At 69.0% G+C, this 18,931-nt stretch carries 18 protein-coding genes and 3 pseudogenes; 16 read left to right on the top strand and 5 right to left on the bottom strand.

All coding sequences use genetic code 11. The annotated features are described in order from the left end of the window. Positions 1-360: 360 nt before the first annotated feature. From AB0I23_RS27005 to AB0I23_RS26955, 11 genes and pseudogenes are all read left to right on the top strand, one after another. Positions 361-858 (top strand): AMP-binding enzyme, encoded by a 498-nt coding sequence (locus AB0I23_RS27005; protein ID WP_436847004.1) that lies wholly within the window; start codon positions 361-363, stop codon positions 856-858. A gap of 122 nt (positions 859-980) precedes the next feature. Next, positions 981-1,514 (top strand): hypothetical protein, encoded by a 534-nt coding sequence (locus AB0I23_RS27000; protein WP_359113042.1) that lies wholly within the window; start codon positions 981-983, stop codon positions 1,512-1,514. A gap of 44 nt (positions 1,515-1,558) precedes the next feature. Next, complete coding sequence (locus AB0I23_RS26995; protein ID WP_359113041.1) at positions 1,559-2,572, top strand: hypothetical protein; 1,014 nt, start codon at positions 1,559-1,561, stop codon at positions 2,570-2,572. Between the two features lie 19 nt (positions 2,573-2,591). Further along, complete coding sequence (locus AB0I23_RS26990) at positions 2,592-3,926, top strand: Dyp-type peroxidase (protein ID WP_359113040.1); 1,335 nt, start codon at positions 2,592-2,594, stop codon at positions 3,924-3,926. 74 nt (positions 3,927-4,000) lie between these two features. Then, entirely contained in the window at positions 4,001-4,426 is a 426-nt protein-coding gene (locus AB0I23_RS26985; RefSeq protein ID WP_359113039.1) for a hypothetical protein, read from the top strand. 90 nt (positions 4,427-4,516) lie between these two features. Beyond that, positions 4,517-4,870: a hypothetical protein gene (locus tag AB0I23_RS26980; protein WP_359113038.1), complete on the top strand. Its 354-nt coding sequence runs from the start codon at positions 4,517-4,519 to the stop codon at positions 4,868-4,870. A gap of 1,169 nt (positions 4,871-6,039) precedes the next feature. Continuing rightward, positions 6,040-6,212 (top strand): annotated as a pseudogene (locus AB0I23_RS26975) (FAD-dependent oxidoreductase); the annotation flags it as partial. Between the two features lie 138 nt (positions 6,213-6,350). Continuing rightward, positions 6,351-6,767, top strand: a complete 417-nt coding sequence (locus AB0I23_RS26970) for a hypothetical protein (protein ID WP_359113037.1) — start codon at positions 6,351-6,353, stop codon at positions 6,765-6,767. Then, positions 6,764-7,888 carry a hypothetical protein gene (locus tag AB0I23_RS26965; protein WP_359113035.1) on the top strand — a complete coding sequence of 375 codons (1,125 nt, stop codon included), beginning with the start codon at positions 6,764-6,766 and terminating at the stop codon, positions 7,886-7,888. Before AB0I23_RS26970 ends, AB0I23_RS26965 begins: the two co-directional genes overlap by 4 nt. A gap of 853 nt (positions 7,889-8,741) precedes the next feature. After that, on the top strand, positions 8,742-8,948 hold the full coding sequence (locus tag AB0I23_RS26960; protein WP_359113033.1) for a hypothetical protein: 207 nt from the start codon (positions 8,742-8,744) through the stop codon (positions 8,946-8,948). 115 nt (positions 8,949-9,063) lie between these two features. Further along, complete coding sequence (locus AB0I23_RS26955) at positions 9,064-10,017, top strand: IS481 family transposase (RefSeq protein WP_359113032.1); 954 nt, start codon at positions 9,064-9,066, stop codon at positions 10,015-10,017. A 3-nt stretch (positions 10,018-10,020) separates the two neighbouring features. On the opposite strand, the gene AB0I23_RS26950 is transcribed toward AB0I23_RS26955, so the two are convergent. Continuing rightward, positions 10,021-10,230: a hypothetical protein gene (locus AB0I23_RS26950; protein ID WP_359113031.1), complete on the bottom strand. Its 210-nt coding sequence runs from the start codon at positions 10,228-10,230 to the stop codon at positions 10,021-10,023. A gap of 69 nt (positions 10,231-10,299) precedes the next feature. On the opposite strand from AB0I23_RS26950, the gene AB0I23_RS26945 reads away from it, so the two are divergent. After that, positions 10,300-11,076, top strand: coding sequence for a hypothetical protein (locus AB0I23_RS26945; RefSeq protein ID WP_359113029.1), 777 nt, complete (start codon positions 10,300-10,302; stop codon positions 11,074-11,076). A gap of 158 nt (positions 11,077-11,234) precedes the next feature. Here the strand turns inward: AB0I23_RS26945 and AB0I23_RS26940 are convergent. The 4 genes and pseudogenes from AB0I23_RS26940 to paaI all read right to left on the bottom strand — a co-directional run. Continuing rightward, positions 11,235-12,269: pseudogene (locus AB0I23_RS26940) on the bottom strand (DEAD/DEAH box helicase); the annotation flags it as partial. Beyond that, positions 12,248-12,436, bottom strand: a pseudogene (locus AB0I23_RS26935) (helix-turn-helix domain-containing protein); the annotation flags it as partial. The pseudogenes AB0I23_RS26935 and AB0I23_RS26940, both read right to left, overlap by 22 nt. Positions 12,437-12,476: 40 nt before the next feature. Beyond that, entirely contained in the window at positions 12,477-13,823 is a 1,347-nt protein-coding gene (gene paaK, locus AB0I23_RS26930; protein ID WP_359113027.1) for a phenylacetate--CoA ligase PaaK, read from the bottom strand. Further along, on the bottom strand, positions 13,820-14,209 hold the full coding sequence (gene paaI, locus AB0I23_RS26925) for a hydroxyphenylacetyl-CoA thioesterase PaaI (protein WP_436847005.1): 390 nt from the start codon (positions 14,207-14,209) through the stop codon (positions 13,820-13,822). Before paaI ends, paaK begins: the two co-directional genes overlap by 4 nt. Positions 14,210-14,346: 137 nt before the next feature. Between paaI and paaN the strand changes: the two genes are divergently transcribed. Genes paaN through AB0I23_RS26905 form a run of 4 tightly spaced genes read left to right on the top strand, consistent with a single transcriptional unit; the run spans position 14,347 to position 18,879 of the window. Then, on the top strand, positions 14,347-16,056 hold the full coding sequence (paaN, locus tag AB0I23_RS26920; RefSeq protein ID WP_359113024.1) for a phenylacetic acid degradation protein PaaN: 1,710 nt from the start codon (positions 14,347-14,349) through the stop codon (positions 16,054-16,056). Continuing rightward, complete coding sequence (locus AB0I23_RS26915; protein ID WP_359113022.1) at positions 16,056-17,279, top strand: thiolase family protein; 1,224 nt, start codon at positions 16,056-16,058, stop codon at positions 17,277-17,279. Before paaN ends, AB0I23_RS26915 begins: the two co-directional genes overlap by 1 nt. Before the next feature lie 5 nt (positions 17,280-17,284). Next, a complete protein-coding gene (locus AB0I23_RS26910; RefSeq protein ID WP_359113044.1) occupies positions 17,285-18,025 on the top strand; it encodes an enoyl-CoA hydratase/isomerase family protein in 741 nt (246 codons plus the stop codon). Beyond that, positions 18,022-18,879 (top strand): 3-hydroxyacyl-CoA dehydrogenase family protein, encoded by an 858-nt coding sequence (locus AB0I23_RS26905; RefSeq protein WP_359113021.1) that lies wholly within the window; start codon positions 18,022-18,024, stop codon positions 18,877-18,879. Before AB0I23_RS26910 ends, AB0I23_RS26905 begins: the two co-directional genes overlap by 4 nt. The last annotated feature ends 52 nt before the right edge of the window (positions 18,880-18,931 follow it).

Below are 18,931 nucleotides of genomic sequence, written 5' to 3'. Positions count from 1 at the left end.
AGCCCACGTCAGGGCAGACAGAAGCACCCCCGGCGCGCGCCACGGGATTTACCACGCCCCCGGCGCGCACCGAAGGTGCGCTGGATCGCTGACCTGCTGGTTCTTCTGGTTTCTGTGATATCGGGCGGATCGGGTCGACCTGTTTTCAGGGGTGCACGACGTGAAGCGCGTCGTGTGCTCACGAACGCCGCTGGCCTGCCGTTCCGTGGGTCCGTACACGGGTGGTGGGTGTGTTCCCTCGATCTCGGCCCGGACGGCGGCAGGTCGTCTCGACGCTCGGATGAAGTTCGTTCTGACGGGCTGTCACGTGTGCAGCGAGGTGGCCGTGCCGGCTGCTCCGTCTCAGGCCAGACCTGCGCGATGAGGCTCGTGGCCGAGGGCGGCGCCGCGGTGCCCCCGGGCGAGGTCGGCGAGATCGCGATCCGTGGCGAGAACGTGATGACCGGCTACTGGAACCGCCCGGAGGCCACCGAGGGAGCGATCAGAGACGGATGGTTCCGCAGCGGCGATCTGGCCCGTGTCGACGAGGACGGCTTCTACTTCATCGTCGATTGCAAGAAGGACCTGATCATCCGCGGCGGCTACAACGTCTACCCGCGCGAGGTCGAGGAGGTGCTGTACGAGCACCCAGCCGAGGCCGCGGTCGTCGGCGTGCCGCATCCGGTCCACGGAGAGGAGATCGCGGCGGTGATCACGGTCCGGCCCGGCGCCCCTGCCACGGCCGAGGAGATCCGCAACCACGTCAAGGACCGGGTGGCCGCCTACAAGTACCCCCGGATCGTCACCTTCACAGCCGAGCTCCCCAAGGGCCCCACCGGCAAGATCCTCAAACGCGAGATCGTGGTCACCGACCGGTGAACCACGGGCCGACGGACCGCCCTGGCTCTCCTCCTCCCTGCTGCTCCCGAGGCGGGTGGATGTGGTCCGTGGGAATATGAGAGGGATTTGTTTCCGGCCAGTAGATGGCGGCAGGAGCGGACATGGAGATCAAGCCGCAGGCGGCGATCATCCCCAAGGACACCGCCCAATTCGAGCAGGGGAAATACGGCCCCGTTTTTCCGAAGACACCGGCGTGCTATGGGTTCACCATCGTCGCCAAGGTCAAGCTCGGCCGCGCCGACGCGATGCGCGACTACGGCTATGCCTTGGCCAAGGCTTTGGAGGAAGACCCCCACCTTCTCGCGCCACTGAAGTTGCACTACCTGCGCTGGGTGCTCTTTGACGACGACACGCGCTTCATGTATCAGGGGATCTTCGACACCGACTTCGACAAGTACACCGAGGACGCCATCGCGCTTTTCGGCAAGGCGGGGGTGAACACGGCCTTCGAGAACCTCGAAGGATTCCCCGAGGACTGGCGGACCAACCCTGAGGCGTTCGGCAGGTTTGTGCGCGAACACCACTGTCCGAGCTTCATCGAGTACGGGGAGTACCCGTACGTGTCCGCTGATGAGATCAAGAAGGCTCTGCGGATCAAGGGTGCCCTGTCGGAGATGCTCGACCAGTTGCAGTGAGAGCGGGCTGTCGCGTGCTTGTCCCATTGCGGATCGGAGACGAGATGAGCGAGGTCAGGACCGCGCGCACCTACAACCAGAACCACATCCCGCGCGAACGCACCCCTGGTCGGCGACGGGTGAGCATCTACGTCTCGTGGAGCTATCCGGCCGAGGCGGGCAGGAATCCGGCTGAGCTGGACAACCGGTTCTCCACACTGACGGAGGTCAGACGGGTGGCGTGGCCTGCCTACGAGGACCCGAAGTGGTCCGACCCGATGCAGTTCCAGCAGGGCATCGCCGGCTCACTGGAATTGTTCTTCTGGGCCTGGGTGCCGTTCCAGGAGTTCGTCGAGGAGGTCACCGGGCACCCCGTCCCGGTGTATCAGCGCATCGACCAGGCCGGATTCCGGACCCCGCTCGACGAGCGCGTACTGGCCGACACCGACACCCTTTTCGTGTTCGGCCTTGACCACATGGTCACCGGGCAGGAGGCCCAGCCCGAGGAGGTCGAGGCGCTGCGGGCCTTCCTCAGCCGAGAGGACGCCTGTCTGGTCCTGGGACCCCACCATGACGTCGGGGCAACGGATGATCTGGCCGCGCGGGACGTGGAGTACCACCATCACGGCGATCCCTTGGTCCCCCGCCAGCAGCGATTCGCCACCTACGTCCGGGGCCTGATGCACGGCCTCGCGGTGCCGGTCGAGAACCGCTACGGCCTGCGCCCCGCGGTGCGGGAGAAGAACAAGATCGCCCCGCTGTCCACGGTCGGGGACCTGGACGCCAAAGGGTGGCTGAACGGGGTGACGAACTTCAACTTCCACATGCATCTGCCGCACTACGCCGTGACGACCGACGAGCCGGATGCTATCCATGTCCTGGCAAGGCAGCCGATCGACACCTCCAGGCCGCATCCGTTCACTGATGCCGGCAACACCGAGTTCAACATGTTCCTGTGGATGCCGCCGAGCGGTGAGCGGGCCGGCGATGTACTGCTGGCGGACTCCACGATCTTCAGTTCGCTGTTCGGAGGCGACGAGAGTCTCAGGAACTTCTGGCGGAACCTCGTCTCGAAGTAGCGCCGCAGGGAGGTGGACCGTGAGCGAACCCACGCAAATCGCGTTGGAACTCGACGACATCCAGCGCGGGGTTCTCAGCCCGCGGCCGACTCCCTACGCGGCGACATATCTTGTGTTCCGCGTCGATGACCGGGCCGACGGTCGGGAACTGATGCGGCGCGCGAGCGCGGTGGTGACCTCTGCCGCCGACCCAGTCAGCCCCCTGGGGGACACATGGGTCAGTGTCGCCGTCACCTGTCACGGTCTGGAGGCGCTGGGCGTGCCGCGCGGATCACTGGACTCGTTCGCCTGGGAATTCCGGCAGGGGATGGCCGCCCGGGCCACAGCGCTGGGCGATGTCGGCGAGAGCAGCCCCGAGAGCTGGGAAGCGCCGCTGGGCACGCCGGATGTCCATGTGGTGCTCGCGGCGGTCGCGCCCGACGTCCCGCGGTTGGAGGCGGCCGTCGATCGGGCCCGGCCCGCGTACGACGGCCTCGCCGGTGTGACCGCGATCTGGCGGCAGGACTGTTACGCGCTGCCCACCGAGACCGAGCACTTCGGCTATCGCGACGGCGTCAGCCATCCGGCCGTCGAAGGAAGCGGCATCCCAGGGTCCAACCAGCTGGAGGTGCCATTGAAGGCCGGGGAGTTCGTGCTCGGCTGTCGGGACGAGATCGGCGGTATCCAGACCCTGCAGCCGGAGGAACTCGGGCGCAACGGCAGCTACGCGGTCTTCCGTAAGCTCCACCAGGACGTCGCAGCGTTCCGGCGCTATCTGCGGGACAACGCCACCGGCCCCGACGACGAGGAACTGCTCGCGGCCAAGATCATGGGACGCTGGCGCAGCGGAGCTCCCCTGGCGCTCAGTCCGCAGCACGACGACCCCGCTCTCGGTGCCGACCCGCACCGCCGCAACACCTTCCTGTACGAGCGCGACGATCCGGCGGGATTCATCACGCCCGGCGGCTGCCACATCCGCCGGGCCAACCCCCGCGACGCCTCGGTGGCGGGAGAGGTACGTCTGCACCGCATGATCAGACGCGGCGCCGCCTACGGTCCGCCGCTGCCCGAGGGAGTTCTGGAGGACGACGGGGCCGACCGCGGCCTGATGTTCGCGTTCATCGGAGCCCATCTCGACCGGCAGTTCGAGTTCGTCCAGTCGCAATGGATGAACGACGGCGTCTTCTTCGGCTCGGGCAACGCCAAAGACCCCGTCACCGGATCCCACGACGGCGTCACCGGCTTCACGATTCCCCGACGGCCGGTGCGACGACGCCTTGCGCCCCTGCCGCGGTTCGTCGTCACCCGCGGCGGCGAGTACTGCTTCCTGCCGGGCCTGAGCGCCCTGCGCTGGCTCGGCGACCTCCGGGACTGACAGGGCCGCGCCGCGCGCGCCGGCACCGCGGGTGCTCCGCCAACTGAGGGGAATGCCTCAAGGACACCCTGCACATGCTGTTCAACGCCGTCACCGTGATCTTCATCGCGGCGACCATGTTCGCCGCCGGGCTCGGGGCCACCATCCCGGCGCTGCGCGGCATCTTCACCGACGTCCCGCTGCTGTTGCTCGCGCTGCTCACCAACATGGTGGTCATCCCGCTGCTGGGCTGGGGCATCGGTGCACTGTTCAGCCTCCCCTCGGCAGCGTTCATCGCGCTCGTGCTGGTCGCCTCGTCCCCGGGCGGGCCCTTCGGGGCGAAACTGGCCATGGTGCAGAGCGGCGACGTCGTCGCGGGAGCGGCCATGCAGGTGCTGCTCGCCACCGTCGGCAGCCTCACCTTCGCCCCGACCGTCAACGGCATCCTCACCGCCGCCGACCTCGGCAAGGGCATCTCCCTCGATGTCGCGACGCTGGTGCGGACCGTGGCCCTCCTGTAACTCGTACCGTTCGTCATCGGCCTGCTGCTGCGCCGCTACGCCGCGCCCACCGCACGGTCGTGGCACCCCGCGGCGGCCGCGGTGTCGAACGTGACCTTCCTGCTCGTGCTGGCGGGCATGCTGCTCGGCAACTGGAGTGACGTGGTGGCACTCTTCGGCTCACTCGCCCTCCTCGCGGGCTTCGTGCTCGCAGCCGCCGCCTTCGCCGTCGGGACCCTGCTGGCGACAGGTCCGTCGGTGCGCCGCACCACCATGGGCGGCGTCGCCGCAGTACGCAACGCGGGGCCCACCCTGGCCGCGATCGGCATCGCCTTCGGCGACCAGCCCGCCGTCCTGGGCGCGCTTGCTGCGGTCCTGCTCAGCGGTCTGGCAGCAGCCCTCCCGATCGCCATCGTGCTCAGTGGCCGTCGAAGCCGCCCCGCAGCACCAGTCGACACGCGCTGATCAGGCCGTTCGCTGCTCCGGGCGGCCCGGTCACGCTGGTGTGAGCGTCTGCTCGGTCCAGATGGTCTTGTTATCGGCCGCCTCAGCCAGCTCTTGGCAGGTCACCGCGATGTCCAGGGTTGGGTCCACGCGCTCACACACTGCATCGAGGATGCCCAGCCGGATACGAGCCCTTTCCCGGTAGGTGACGTCGTGCTCCGACTTCCGTAGCGGCCGATCTTGTGTGTCTGGCTGCGTTCGGGGGTCGTGGAACGGCAGTAAGCCGCCTCAAACGGGTGGTCTCTCCACCGCCGGGGGATCGAAGAGGTCGGCGCACGTCCGTCGTTGACGCTCGTTTGACGCTCCGGGCACCCCGCAGCCTGCCCATCGGGTCGAGAAACTCAGTCTGACCTGCAGATTTCCCTGGCCACGTGGTGGGCGACCTGTTTCCGATGACCTCGCACGTGGAGTGTGTGGCGATCCTGGAGCCTGCGGACAAGGGTGCCTGACCTGCGGTTCTGTGGCGGGGGTGGGTGGCTCGACCTGTTTTCCTCCATCTAACGGGTGAATTGGACAGCCTCCCCGCCCGAGCTTTTGACGTGCGGCTTCACGACGCACGGCAGTCGGTACAGGGGCGACTGCCTTAACTCGTAGGGTTCTTGACGCCCAGGTGACGCTCTGCACCGGGACGAGCGAGCGCGTGCCCGCGCGTGCTGACTGGCCGGAAAACAGAGGTTCGGGCCGCCAAGCTGGTAGTCGACTTGCCCGGGTGGCCGTCGAATGGTGACGGGCGCCCGTCGCCCCCATTGAGCGTGCGGTCCGGCGGGACACTTGATGCTCGCCTGACGCATGTCTGGTGGAGCTTCGGATGAATCCGATCTGGCATACCGGCCGGGCGTGGGCGGACCGCATCCCGAGGATCGGCTCCAGGGCATCTTGGCCCTGACTGCTGAAGCCCCGGCTAGTACGGGGGCACTGAGAGGTTTGATCTCAGAGCGACGGCCAGCGGTGGATGCGGTCCAGGACGACCGCCGTGCGGCGACCGCGCTGCGCCCTCTGCGCCGGTGAGGAAGGTCACCGGATGGGTAGGGCGACGTTGTCGGTAAGCAGCTGTCAGCGCGTTGTCCACCAGCTTGGTTCGCGGGTGATCGGCGGTCGCCCAGCCGACCATGCGCCTGGAGGCGATGTCGCTCGCCCAGGCCCGCGTCCTGCAGCACCGGATCGGTGCCCGGCCGACGCGTGCCGCAGTCCGTGTGGAGGCGGAGCGGTCGGAGGCACCGTGGTCCTGCGCAACTACGGGCACGGAGGTGCCGGCGTCACGCTGTCGTGTGGGTGCGCCGAGGAAACTCGGGACCTCCTTTGAAATCGGCGCGTGAGCGTTCCCGGCCGCGATCACGAGCAACAACGGCACTACGCCTCAATAGAGTTGAGATACGGTGGGGCCATTGTTGCGGTCGGGAGAACGCGCGCCTCCCGATGAATCGGAATCTCGGGGGCTTCGATGGATCCCTATCTGCTCACACTGGCTGGTACCGCGGGTACGTCCCTGGTGACGCTGCTCGTCGGTGAGGGGTGGCAGCAGACGCGGGACGGAGTGGTGACCGTCTGGCGCCGCTTCAGTCCGCAGGCCGCCGAGGAGGTCGAGCGGGAGCTCGACGCGTCCCGGACTACCGCGCTCGACGCCGCCGACAGCCCCGACCTCGCCGGACGGCTGGAGGGCCAGTGGGTCGGGCGGTTCGCCGCGCTGCTGGGTGAGCACCCGGGAGCCGCCGACGCCCTTCGGGACCTGGTCGAAGAGTGGCAGCGGCGGACGCCCGACGGACAGCGGATCGACGGGGGGGTGCACCTGGAGGCGCGGGCTCAGGGCAACGCCCGCGTTTACCAGGCGGCCAGGGACCAGCACATCAACGAACGATGAGCGATCGGGACAACTGGGGAGACGACGCGCGCGTACGCCCCCGAACCTACGGCCGTGCCTCCGACGACGCGCAGGTGTACCAATCCGGTGCCAACCAGTACGTGACCCACATCCACATCGCCGCCGAGGCCAGGGGCCGGGCCGCGCACGAGGCGCGTGAACGGGCCGACGTGGTCGTTCAGGTACTGACCCGTGCCGTCGGGGAGTGGGCGGCACGCTGTCAGGAGCTGGGGGAAGAGGTCCGCAAGGCCAAGGCCGAAGGACGCGCCGAGGCGCACGCCGAGTTTATGGAGAAGCTGCGGAACGCCGAGCTGCGCGTCATGCAGGCCCAGCGGACGATGCGGCAGGCCGAGGAGGAACGCGCCAAGGCCGAGGCGCTGCTGGCCCAGGCGCAGCAAGAGCTGGCACGTCATCGGCGGGCCGCCGATCGGGACGGGGAGGAAACTCCTCGGCACGGTCCCACCAACCTGTCGCGGGACAGGCAGGAGACGGAACAATTCTCTGACCTTCTGGAGCAGGCCGAGGCGGAACTTGGCGCCGTGCGCGAGGAGCTGCGACAGCTCGGTGATGAGATCAACGGGCAGGGCGACGGGCGGCACACCGCGCAGGTCATCGAAGGACAGTGGACACAGCAGCCCGGGACGGGCGAGCAGTTGGGTCCCGCCCGGGCGGTCGCTCCGAACGGCGACGGTGGTGACCCCGCTGGCCGCACGCCTGCCGGGACCGCGAACCGGACGCCGGTGCCCGGTCCGCCCCGGCGCTTGCTGATCGGCGTGGTGTGGGTGCTCTGCGCGCTTCCGCCGTGGGTTCCGATGTTCGTCGTCACGACCAACCGCGCCGCGTTCGCGTCGGATGCGAGCCTCTGGGGGGTGCTGTCGTTCACCTTCGGCACTGTGCTCGCGGGCGCGGTGGTGGTCATTCTCGGCCTCTTCCTTGCAGGGATGGCGGCCACGGTAATGCTGGACCGGGACTCGGAACTGAACACCGGCGTTCCCGCGTTCCTGCTCAGCATCGCGGCATCCGCGGTCTTCTTGGTGGCCGCCTTCTTCACGCCTCTCAGCTGGCCGGGTCCCGCCGGAGAATGGGGGCGGGGCCTCGCGTCCGCCGTGGGCCTGAGTTAGGCGCGACCGGGGCCGACGGCGGACGGTGTCCTCGGAGGGATCCTCGCCGACTTCCTTGCCGCGCTCGACGCCCGCGATCAGCCCCCTGCCGCGCGGCAGCCCCGAACTGGCCCTCGACGCCGTTGCGGTGCACAGTTAGCCACGCGACATCGACCAGGACGGCGCGGGCGCGATGGCTCCGACCTTCGCCTCGCACATCCGCCTCTGCGAGGTGCCGCCCCTCCCAGGACGTGCGCCGCCCCGCCGTCCGCGACCTGGGTGCCCACAGACGCGGCCCTGGTCGCGCATCTTGGTGTCGAGCTTGGACAGCGGCTCGTCCGAGAGTAGGACCGGGGGAGTCGAAGACCCATCCGCGGTTGTTGACGCGGGGTCTGGCGTGCATCCGCAGCGATTAGGCACCGCCGATTTTCTACGATCTGCTCCAGAGGCCAGATTCGGCGCCTCGCGGAGACTGACCAGGGACGCCTTCGGCAGGGCGTCCCATCGCGAACTGATCCTCACGTCAGCTGTGACGCTCCTTTGACGCTCCGGGCACTTGGGAGCCACCCTGTAGACCAGATAAGTGCCGTCTGACCTGCAGGTTTCCTCGTTAGCGCTCATGGTGGCGTCTTTTCGATGACGCATCACGTGGAGTGCGTGGCGATTCTGGAACCGGTGGGGAAGGGCGCCTGACAGCAGGGCCAAATGGGGTTTCGTCCGCTACGTCGTGAAGCCGTTCACCAGGATGAGAGCGATAGCGGCTGCGTACGGGCGAATCGCTAGGCCGCTGTGTATCCGCCGTATGCGTTCCCTACCTTGGCAGGCGACAACTTCCGCAAAGCTGGCCAGGCGATCGGTCACCCGTTCTGCACGGATGAGCGGCGACGAGGGGAAGGACCTCGCTCCCGGCCCGGAGGCCCTGGCCAAGGTTACCCAGGGCCTGGGCGCCACCATCGACCAGCTCGGCGAGATCGGCGACAGCACCGGCTCGGTGATGGGCAAGGGTTTCTCCCAGCGCGCGATGACGGACACGGCGGCCGGGGGCTGGGCAGACGTGGAGAGCGACGCCTCGTCGCCCTAGGTGTTCTGTCCATGGAGGTTGGTGACAGCGATCACGGTCGGGTGATTTTGAACGAGTGAGGGCCTTCCGGGTTCGGTGTGGATTGCGACATCGCCACCGACCAGAGAAGGCCCTCATGCCCCACCGTAATGCACCCCTGACCGAGACCGGCCGCCTGTGTCTGGCCCGCTGCGTCGTGGAAGACGGCTGGACCCTTCGCCGGGCCGCCGAACGCTTCCAGGTCTCGCCCACGACGGCCCAGCGGTGGGCGAGCCGCTACCGCGAGCTGGGCGAGGCGGGCATGACCGACCGGTCCTCGCGCCCGCATCACAGCCCGCGCCGGACCCCGACCCGTACCGAGCGGCGGATCACCAAGGTCCGCGTCCTGCGCCGGTGGGGGCCGGCCCGTATCGCCTACCTCCTGGGGCTGAACCCCGCGACCGTCCATCGGGTCCTGACCCGTTACGGCCTGGCCCGCCTGACCCACCTGGACCGTGCCACCGGCCGCGTCATACGCCGCTACGAACGTGAGCGCCCCGGCGAACTGGTGCACGTCGACATCAAGAAGCTCGGCAACATCCCCGACGGCGGAGGCCACAAGACCCTCGGACGCCAGGCCGGCCGCAAGACCCGCTCCGGCGCCGGCTACAGCTACCTGCACAACGCCGTCGACGACCACTCCCGCCTCGCCTACAGCGAGATCCTCTCCGACGAGAAGAAGGAGACCGCCGTCGGATTCTGGCAGCGTGCCCACGCGTTCTTCGCGCAGGCCGGAATCACCGTCGAACGGGTCCTGACTGACAACGGCTCCTGCTACAAATCCCATCTCTGGCGCAACTCCCTTGCCAGACAGGGGATTTCGCACAAGCGGACCCGTCCCTACCGGCCCCAGACCAATGGGAAGGTGGAGAGGTTCAACCGCACCCTCCTCGACGAATGGGCCTACGCCAAGCCCTACCGGAGCGAGGCCGAACGACGCGACGCCTACCCCGCATGGCTGCACACCTACAACCACCACCGCGGACACACCGCGCTCAAGGGCCGACGACCCGCCAGCCGCGTCCCCAACCTCGCGGGTCAGTACACCTAGGTGTCAGTGAGCCTGTTGGAAGGCGACCGCGTCAGGGTTGTGGGTGAGCCACCATTGGCACACGTTCCAGTGGTTGTCCGTGACCCTGGCGTCGTCGAACGTCACGACAGCCACGACGGGGCCACTGCAGTTGGGGCTCGGTGAGGTGTGCATGCTGCACTTCAGTGGTTTGTCGGGTGACACCTTGTCGATGGCTGTGATGACGGACTTCATGGCGGGAGCCTACGGCAGTCTGCGGAATTGCGGCCTGGAAGTCTGAGGCCCCTGGCATGATGCCCGGCCATGGGGAAGAGAGACGACAGCGATGAGGCGTACGTCATTGACCTGTGCAACGAGGTACTGAGGGGGACAGCCCTGGCCCAGCACAAGTTCGACTGGCTTCTCGGAGACCCCGACACGAGGGGCCGGCGAGCCAAACTGCCCGTCGATGCTTACTGGCCGGGGCATCAACTGGTTGTCGAATACAGGGAGTTGCAGCATGACAGGCCTGTGCCGCATTTCGACAAGCCGGACAGGCTGACTGTCAGCGGTGTCCATCGAGGTGAGCAGCGGGCCTTGTACGACGCGCGGCGCGACACCGAGATCCCCGCCCACAGGCTGCGACTGGTGGTCGTCCGCCCCGCCGACCTCGACGCGGACAGCCGCGGGCGCCTGCGCCGAAACGCAGAGGCCGACATCGCGGCACTCAGGAGGATCCTCGCGCGTGACAGCGACGAGGACCGGGTCACGGATGCCTTCCGGACTTGGCTACTGACCGAGGGCTGGACACCGGTGACTCCGACCGACCGTTGGACCGACATCGAAGCGATACGCCGGAGCGAGCGCCTCATCGGCGAAGTCAAGGGACGAACCAGTGAGAAGGGCATCGACGCCGACATTGCATATGGTCAGCTCCTGCGGCGTATGACCAGCGGCCTGCCGGATACGCGATACGCGCTGGTCGTCCCCACCTCATCGGTCAAGGCTGTCCTGCGCGTTCCGCCACAGGTACGACGACTACTTCGCATCGACCTGTACGAGGTGACAGACGACAATCACGTGCGACAACTGCCGTTGTAACCGTTGCCCCTCGCCGGATGAGTGGCCGCGCGCTTGGCTCCGCAGCCGGTACAGAAATTGGCTTCCGGACGGCTGTGGCTCAGCCCTTGAAGCCCTCGCCTGATGATTGGGCGCTGATCTCATCTCGATGGGTGCGCCCCGTGAGAGAGCGGCGACTCTCAGGTCACCGGTTCAGTGGAGAAGCGCTTCGGTTCCAAGAGCGCTGCGCGTGCACCGTCGAAGTCGGCAAGTCTCGTCGATAGCGTGGCCACGGCCAATCGCACCGGGAGTGCTGCCGAGAACTTGAGTCCGCGCACTGCTCGCTGATCGACGTCAGGGAGGACCAGGGCCGGTCCGGCCTCAAGCGCGATGCGCCACATATCCTGGGTCAGGTCCTCGCGTAGGCGTAGGTAGCAGTCGGTCGGGCGTTGCACCGGGTCGGCGATCGACGCCAGCGTCGCGCCCAGCGTCGCGTTGGCGCGGTATCCCGCCCACGTCCACCAGCGGACGTCGTTGCCCTGCCGAACCACCAGGGTCCCACCGGGGTGGGCCAGATGCGGCGCATCATCGTTACGCCATTCCTGGAGGCAAACTTCGGCTCGCCGCGTGAGAGAGACAGGAGGGTCCGCGCCCAGGAGGACATCCCGCATGGCGCGCGTCAGCGCGTACGACAGTCCGGCGAGCATGCCTCCCGACCGCTTGGCGACCCCGCCGCTCTCGACCGGCTCGACGAAGACACGTTTCCGTCCCCAGTCGATGAACGTCACCTGCCAGCTACGGCCGGCCAGCAGCAGCCGTCGTGGGCCCGGGCGTTCCTCGGTGAGTACGGACGGATCCATCCGGCCGATCTCGGTGCGCCCGGACAACACGGTGAACTGCGGTGGTGGGGTGAACGAGGCGGTCAGCTCGATGAAGTGCCGTCGCCCGAAACGGTGTTCGGCCTCGGGGCCGATGAACAGCATGCCGCCGTCGGTGTCCAGGAAGCCCCCCTCCGTCAGGTGACGCAGGATGGGAGTTGCTGAGCGGTCGAAGGGCGCGAGGCCGTTCCACTGCTCGGGCCACAGCTGGTCGCCCAGCTTGTGTTCCTGGAGCGTGACGGAGAGCAACTGCTGGGCGACGAGGTGGCGGGGCTCGGGCGGCGGGACGACCGGCTCGACCCAGCCGCGGCCCCAGAGGAGTAGGAGCCCGGCTGCCTGCAAAGCAGTTCTTCCTCGCCGGCGACGTGGTGGTAGATGCTGGACTTGCTCAGGCCGAGGCGCCGGGTCAGCTCCTCCATGCCGGTGCAGTCGTAGCCGCGCTCGTTGAAGACCGCGACCGCGACTTCCAGGAGAGAGTCACGGTCGTAGGCGGGCCGCTCTCCGCGCCGTGCGGGACGTCCGATGGGCGTGTCGCTCACCCGACCATTGTCTCAAGACGGCGGATCACGCCGTGCGCTGGTCATTGATCCTGCGGAGTTTGCCGAGGGAGCGCTCCAGGCTCTCCGGCTCCACGATCTCCACTTCTACGCTCACGCCGACGCCGTCCTTGACTCCCTTGGCGATCGCGCGGGCGGCCGCTTCGCGCTGCTCGGGCTCCGCGCCGGGCTCGGCCTCCACGCGGACGGTCATGTGATCCATTCGTCCCCTTGTGCTCAGCTGGATCTGGAAGTGCGGGGCGACGCCGGGGGCGCGCAGCACCACCTCCTCGATCTGGGTCGGGAAGACGTTCACCCCACGCAGGATGATCATGTCGTCGCAGCGGCCGGTGATCTTCTCGATGCGGCGGAAGGCGGTCCGGGCGGTGCCGGGCAGGAGTCGGGTCAGGTCGCGGGTGCGGTAGCGGATGATCGGGAGCGCCTCCTTGGTGAGCGAGGTGAAGACGAGTTCACCGCTCTCACCGTCGGCGAGGACGTCATCCGTGAACGGGTCGACGATCTCAGGGAGGAAGTGGTCCTCCCAGACGTGCAGGCCGTCCTTGGTCTCCACGCACTCCTGTGCCACGCCGGGGCCCATCACCTCGGAGAGGCCGTAGATGTCGACGGCGTGGATGTCCATGCGCTCCTCGATCTCGCGGCGCATCTCCTCCGTCCACGGTTCGGCGCCGAAGATGCCCACCTTGAGGGAGGTGGAGCGTGGGTCCACGCCCTGGCGCGCGAACTCGTCGAGCAGGGTGAGCATGTAGGACGGGGTGACCATGATGATCTCGGGCTTGAAATCCTGGATGATCTGCACCTGGCGTGCGGTCATGCCCCCGGAGGCGGGGATGACGGTGCACCCGGCCCGTTCGGCGCCGTAGTGCGCGCCCAGGCCGCCGGTGAACAGGCCGTAACCGTAGGAGATGTGCACCTTGTGCCCGGGACGGCCGCCGGCGGCGCGGATCGAACGGGCGACCACGTCCGCCCATGTCGACAAGTCGTTCTCGGTGTAGCCGACGACGGTGGGGCGGCCGGTGGTGCCGCTGGAGGCGTGAACTCGGCGGACCTGGTCCATGGGTACGGCGAACATGCCGAACGGATAGGTGTCGCGCAGGTCGGCCTTGGTGGTGAAGGGGAACCGGGCCAGATCCTTCAGTGTGTGGCAGTCGTCGGGCGTCACGCCGGCCTGGTCGAATTTCCTGCGGTACAGCTCGACGTTGTCGTAGGCGTGCCGAAGCGTCCGGCGGAGGCGGCGCAGCTGGAGGTCCTCCACCTCCTCCCGCGACATCCGCTCTGCATCGTCCTGCAGTTCCGCAGGCAGGGGCTCACCGCGGCGGGGGCGGACGTCCACCGGTGCGTTCGGTTCGCTGATCATTGCGGCTCCCTCGATTCCGTGCTTCGGATGCTGCGGCTGCGGCCGCGGAACTCCGCGATCACCGTCTCGCCGCGGATGACGCTGACGTCATAGATGCCGCTGCGGCCGAAGCGGGTGATCTCGCGAGCGGTGGCCGTCAGGACGTCTCCCTCGTGGGCGGGCGCCACGAAGGTGACGTCCGCCCCGGATGCGACGGTGATGGGGCCGTGGCTGTTGCAGGCGCAGGCGAAGGCGGTGTCGGCGAAGAGGAACAGGTATCCGCCGTGGGCGGTCCCGTGCCCGTTGACCATGGACGCCGTCACGGTCATGCGCAGTACTGCGGTTCCCCCACCGTGCTCCAGCAGTTCGATGCCGAGAAGGCGTGAAGCCCGGTCCGCGGCGAACATGCGCGCTGTCGGCTCCGAAATCGCGGGCGTTGCTTCCGTCACGGTTTACACCACCTTGTGTCCCGACCGAACATTCGGTTAGCGTCGGCATGGCCAAGTAATCAAGCCATGCCAGGGCCTGTCAAGAGGTGAGTCATATGCAACATGCAGCCACTGAGGTGCCCGACTTCTTCGCACGTCATCGCACCCTGCTGGAACAGGCGGTGGCTGCGACGGAAAGCCGGGAGCACTGGACGCCCTATCCCGAGTCGCCCAGCAAGTCGGTGTACGGCGAGGACGCTGCCAGGTTGGGTGAGGCGGCCTTCCGGGAACAGATCGGCAGGCCGTTCGACCTGCCCGGACATCCGGGGGAGGGACGCGTGGCGCCCGAGGAGCACTCCCCGTACGGCTTCCCACTGGGCATCAGCTACCCCCGGCTCTCCCCGACCGCGGCCGTGGCCGCCGCCAAGGACGCCAGGGCAGCCTGGCGTGCGGCCGGCCCGGACGCGCGCGCCGGCGTCGCTGCGGAGATCCTCGCCCGGCTGAACGCGGCGAGCTTCGACATAGCCCACGCGGTGCAGCACACCACCGGCCAGGCGTTCGTCATGGCCTTCCAGGCGGGCGGCCCGCACGCCCAGGACCGGGGCCTTGAAGCCGTCGCCTACGCGTGGGCGGCGCAGAAGAAGCACCCGGCCGCCGCCCGCTGGAGCAAGCCGCAGCGCAAGGGCGACGCCCTGGTGCTGGACAAGAAGTTCAGCCCCGTCGGCCGTGGTGTCTCACTCCTCGTCGCCTGCAACACCTTCCCGACCTGGAACGGCTATCCGGGCCTGTTCGCCTCGCTCGTCACCGGCAACCCGGTCGTGGTCAAGCCGCACCCAGGTGCCGTGCTGCCCCTGGCGATCACCGTGCGCCTCGCCCGCGAAGTGCTGGCCGAGGCGGGCTTCAGCCCTGACCTCGTCCTTCTGGTCGCCGAGGCGCCCGGCGGCCGGGACGCCGCCACGCTCGCCCTGGACCCGGACGTGCGGATCGTCGACTTCACCGGTTCCACCGAGTTCGGCGACTGGCTGGAGACCCACGCCCGCCAGGCAGTCGTGTACACGGAGAAGGCCGGCCTGAACACGGTCGTGCTGGACTCGACCGACGACTACCGCGGTCTGCTGGGCAATCTCGCCTTCTCGCTGTCGCTGTACAGCGGGCAGATGTGCACGACCCCGCAGAACCTGCTGCTCCCGCGTGAGGGCATCGCCACCGACCAGGGCCGACGGACGGCCGACGAGTTCGCCGCCGACCTGGCCGCAGCCCTGGACCGGCTGCTCGGCGACCCAGCACGCGCCGCCGGCACGCTGGGCGCGATCGTCAACGACGGTGTGCGTGATCGGCTGAAGGACGCGGCCGGCGTCGGCCGTACGGTGCGGGCGTCGACGTCCGTCGAACACCCGGAGTACGCCGAGGCGGACGTGCGGACGCCGCTCGTGGCACAACTGGACGCGGAGGCCGACCGGGAGGCGTACAGCCGGGAGTGGTTCGGGCCGGTGTCGTTCGTGATCGGCACCGACTCCACCCGGCACAGCCTGGAGCTGTTCCGTGAGATGGTGCGCGCGCACGGGGCGCTGACCGCCGCCGTCCACTCCACCGACGAGGAGGTGCTGGCCGCCGCCGAGGAGGCTGCCCTGGACGCCGGTGTCCACCTGTCCGAGAACCTCACCGGGCAGATCTTCGTCAATCAGTCCGCCGCCTTCAGCGACTTCCACGGCAGCGCCGCCAACCCCGCAGCCAGCGCCACCCTGTCCGACGCGGCCTTCGTCACCGGCCGCTTCGCCGTTCTGCAGTCCCGTCGTCCCGTCGTCACCGCCGAGGAGTCCGTCTGATGCCCGAAGAGGTCTACCTGATCGACGGAGCCCGCACCCCGCAGGGCCGTTACGGCGGCGCCCTGGCCTCCGTTCGTCCCGACGACCTGGCTGCCCTCGTCGTCGGCGAGGCCGTGCGCCGCTCCGGCATCCCGTCCGAGGCCGTGGACGAGGTGATCCTCGGCGCGGCCAACCAGGCCGGTGAGGACAACCGGGACGTGGCCCGTATGGCGGTCCTGCTGGCCGGGCTGCCGCACACGGTGCCCGGCTACACCGTCAACCGGCTGTGCGCCTCGGGCCTGACCGCTGTCGCCTCGGCAGCCCAGGCGATCCGCGCCGGCGAGGCCGACCTGGTCGTGGCCGGCGGCGCGGAGTCCATGACCCGTGCCCCGTGGGTGATGCAGAAGCCGGGAACGCCCTGGGCCAAGCCGGGCGAGGTGCACGACACGTCGCTGGGCTGGCGGTTCACCAACCCCCGCTTCACGGCCGCCGACCGTGCCGTCCCCGCAGGTGCCGGACCCGAGACGGTGAAGGTCACCCTGTCGATGGGGGAGACCGCGGAGGAGGTCGCGGCCCTGGACGGCATCACCCGTGCCGAGTCCGACGCCTTCGCGCTGCGCAGCCACCAGCGGGCCGTCGCCGCCCAGGAGGCGGGCCGCTTCGACCGCGAGATCGTGCCCGTCCCGGTCAAGGACGGCGAGGTCACACGGGACGAAGGTCCCCGCCCCTCCACCACGCTGGAGAAGCTCGGCACCCTCCGCACCATCTTCCGCAAGGACGGCATCGTCACCGCCGGCTCCTCCTCGCCGCTGTCCGACGGCGCAGCCGCCCTCATCGTGGCGAGCGCGGCGGCCGTGGACCGGTACGGGCTCACCCCGCGGGCGCGGATCGTCACCTCAGCCTCGGCCGGCGTCCAGCCCCACATCATGGGCCTCGGCCCGGTGCCCGCCACCGAGAAGGCCCTGGCCCGGGCCGGATGGCAGGCAGGGGACCTCGACGCGGTGGAGCTGAACGAGGCGTTCGCCGCTCAGGCCCTGGCGGTGATGCGCCGCCTGAAACTCGACGAGGACAAGGTCAACGCCGACGGCGGCGCCATTGCGCTGGGCCATCCGCTCGGCTGCTCGGGCGCCCGTATCCTGCTCACCCTGCTGGGCCGCCTGGAGCGGGAGGACGCCCGCAGGGGGCTCGCGACGCTGTGCGTCGGCGTCGGCCAGGGCGTCGCGATGCTGGTGGAGCGGGTGTGAACGCCATGACCTACGAGACCCTCCTGGTCGAGGAGCGTGACGACCGAGTGATCGTCACGCTGCACCGGCCCGAAGCCCGCAACGCCATCAGCGGCCGGATGATCAACGAGCTGCACGACGTCTGCGACGAGCTGGAACGTCGGCCGAAACTGCTGCTGCTCACCGGGCACGGCCGCGTCTTCGCGGGCGGCGCCGACATCGCAGAACTGCTCGAGCGCGGCCGGGACGAGGCCCTGCAGGGCATCAACAGCCGCCTGTTCGAGCGGGTACGGCGCCTGCCGATGCCGACCGTCGCCGCGGTCGACGGCTGGGCCCTGGGCGGCGGTGCGGAACTGGCCTACGCCTGCGACCTGCGCATCGCCGGGCCCGACGCCGTGTTCGGCAACCCCGAGCCAGGGCTCGGCATCCTCGCCGCTGCCGGCGCATGCTGGCGGCTGCCCGAGCTGGTCGGCGAGTCGGTCGCCAAGCAGGTGCTGCTCGCCGGGCGGAATCTCGACGCGCAGGCGGCCCTGGCGGCCGGGCTCGTCATCGACGTCGTGCCCGTCGAGAAGTTGCTCGACGAGGCGCACGCGCTGCTGGACCGCATGGCCCGGTCCTCGGCCACGGCCCTGCGCCTGACCAAGCTCGTCGTCGACTCGCCGGGTGCACATCCGGTCGCCGACGACCTGGCTCAGGCCGTGTTGTTCGAGGGCGAGGACAAGAAGGACCGTATGACCCGCTTCCTGGAGAAGAGGAGCCGAGCATGACAACCACCGCACCGGCAGTCGTCGGGGTGATCGGCGGCGGCCGCATGGGCGCCGGTATTGCGCAGTCCTACGCGACCGCCGGCTCGGCCGTCATCGTGGTCGAGAGCGGCGCCGAGGCTGCGGCCGCGGCCCTGGACCGCGTGGCCACGGGACTGCAGCGGGCCGCCGAACGCGACCGGCTCACCGAACCCGCGGACGAGATTCTTGCCCGGGTGTCCACCGTGGAGTCGGTGGACGCGCTGCCCGCCGAAGCCGACCTGGTCGTGGAGGCCGTCCCGGAGGACTCCGCGCTCAAGGCCCGCGTCCTCGCCGCCGCCGAACAGGCGGTGAGCACCACGACGGTCCTGGCCAGTAACACCAGCTCTCTGTCCGTCACCGAGCTGGCCGCCGTTCTCACCCTGCCCGGCCGCTTCCTGGGCATGCATTTCTTCAACCCGGTGCCCGCCTCGGACCTGGTCGAGATCGTGGTGGCGCCGGGCACGGACGCCGCCACGGTCGAGGCGGCCTTGCAGTGGACGCGCTGCCTGGGCAAGAAGGACGTCGTCGTCAAGGACTCGCCCGGTTTCGCCAGCAGCCGCCTCGGCGTGGCCCTCGGACTGGAGGCCATCCGCATGGTCGAGGAGGGCGTGGCGGAACCCGCGGCCATCGACGACGCGATGCAACTCGGCTACAAGCACCCCATGGGTCCCCTCCGCCTGACCGACCTGGTCGGCCTGGACGTGCGCCTGGCCATCGCGGAACACCTGCACGCCACGCTGGGCGAACGGTTCGCCCCGCCGCAGCTGCTGCGCGAGAAGGTCGCCCGGGGCGAACTCGGCCGCAAGACCGGACAGGGGTTCTACGCATGGCGGTGAGCGAAGCGGCGCAGGCCGACGAACGCACCGTCGAGTACTCCCTGCGGGACGG

The organism is Streptomyces atratus (assembly GCF_040655115.1).
GTDB lineage: Bacteria > Actinomycetota > Actinomycetes > Streptomycetales > Streptomycetaceae > Streptomyces > Streptomyces atratus_D.
The sequence above is the reverse complement of the archived record's forward strand: the minus strand, read 5'-3'. Positions and strand labels throughout refer to the sequence as shown.

Excerpts from the sequence above, each read along its gene's own strand:
- AB0I23_RS27005 (WP_436847004.1), top strand. The coding sequence starts at position 361 with ATGAGGCTCGTGGCCGAGGGCGGCGCCGCGGTGCCCCCGGGCGAGGTC.
- AB0I23_RS27000 (WP_359113042.1), top strand. The coding sequence starts at position 981 with ATGGAGATCAAGCCGCAGGCGGCGATCATCCCCAAGGACACCGCCCAA.
- AB0I23_RS26995 (WP_359113041.1), top strand. The coding sequence starts at position 1,559 with ATGAGCGAGGTCAGGACCGCGCGCACCTACAACCAGAACCACATCCCG.
- AB0I23_RS26985 (WP_359113039.1), top strand. The coding sequence starts at position 4,001 with ATGCTGTTCAACGCCGTCACCGTGATCTTCATCGCGGCGACCATGTTC.
- AB0I23_RS26970 (WP_359113037.1), top strand. The coding sequence starts at position 6,351 with ATGGATCCCTATCTGCTCACACTGGCTGGTACCGCGGGTACGTCCCTG.
- AB0I23_RS26965 (WP_359113035.1), top strand. The coding sequence starts at position 6,764 with ATGAGCGATCGGGACAACTGGGGAGACGACGCGCGCGTACGCCCCCGA.
- AB0I23_RS26960 (WP_359113033.1), top strand. The coding sequence starts at position 8,742 with ATGAGCGGCGACGAGGGGAAGGACCTCGCTCCCGGCCCGGAGGCCCTG.
- AB0I23_RS26955 (WP_359113032.1), top strand. The coding sequence starts at position 9,064 with ATGCCCCACCGTAATGCACCCCTGACCGAGACCGGCCGCCTGTGTCTG.
- AB0I23_RS26950 (WP_359113031.1), bottom strand. The coding sequence starts at position 10,230 with ATGAAGTCCGTCATCACAGCCATCGACAAGGTGTCACCCGACAAACCA.
- AB0I23_RS26945 (WP_359113029.1), top strand. The coding sequence starts at position 10,300 with ATGGGGAAGAGAGACGACAGCGATGAGGCGTACGTCATTGACCTGTGC.
- paaK (WP_359113027.1), bottom strand. The coding sequence starts at position 13,823 with ATGATCAGCGAACCGAACGCACCGGTGGACGTCCGCCCCCGCCGCGGT.
- paaI (WP_436847005.1), bottom strand. The coding sequence starts at position 14,209 with ATGTTCGCCGCGGACCGGGCTTCACGCCTTCTCGGCATCGAACTGCTG.
- paaN (WP_359113024.1), top strand. The coding sequence starts at position 14,347 with ATGCAACATGCAGCCACTGAGGTGCCCGACTTCTTCGCACGTCATCGC.
- AB0I23_RS26915 (WP_359113022.1), top strand. The coding sequence starts at position 16,056 with ATGCCCGAAGAGGTCTACCTGATCGACGGAGCCCGCACCCCGCAGGGC.
- AB0I23_RS26910 (WP_359113044.1), top strand. The coding sequence starts at position 17,285 with ATGACCTACGAGACCCTCCTGGTCGAGGAGCGTGACGACCGAGTGATC.
- AB0I23_RS26905 (WP_359113021.1), top strand. The coding sequence starts at position 18,022 with ATGACAACCACCGCACCGGCAGTCGTCGGGGTGATCGGCGGCGGCCGC.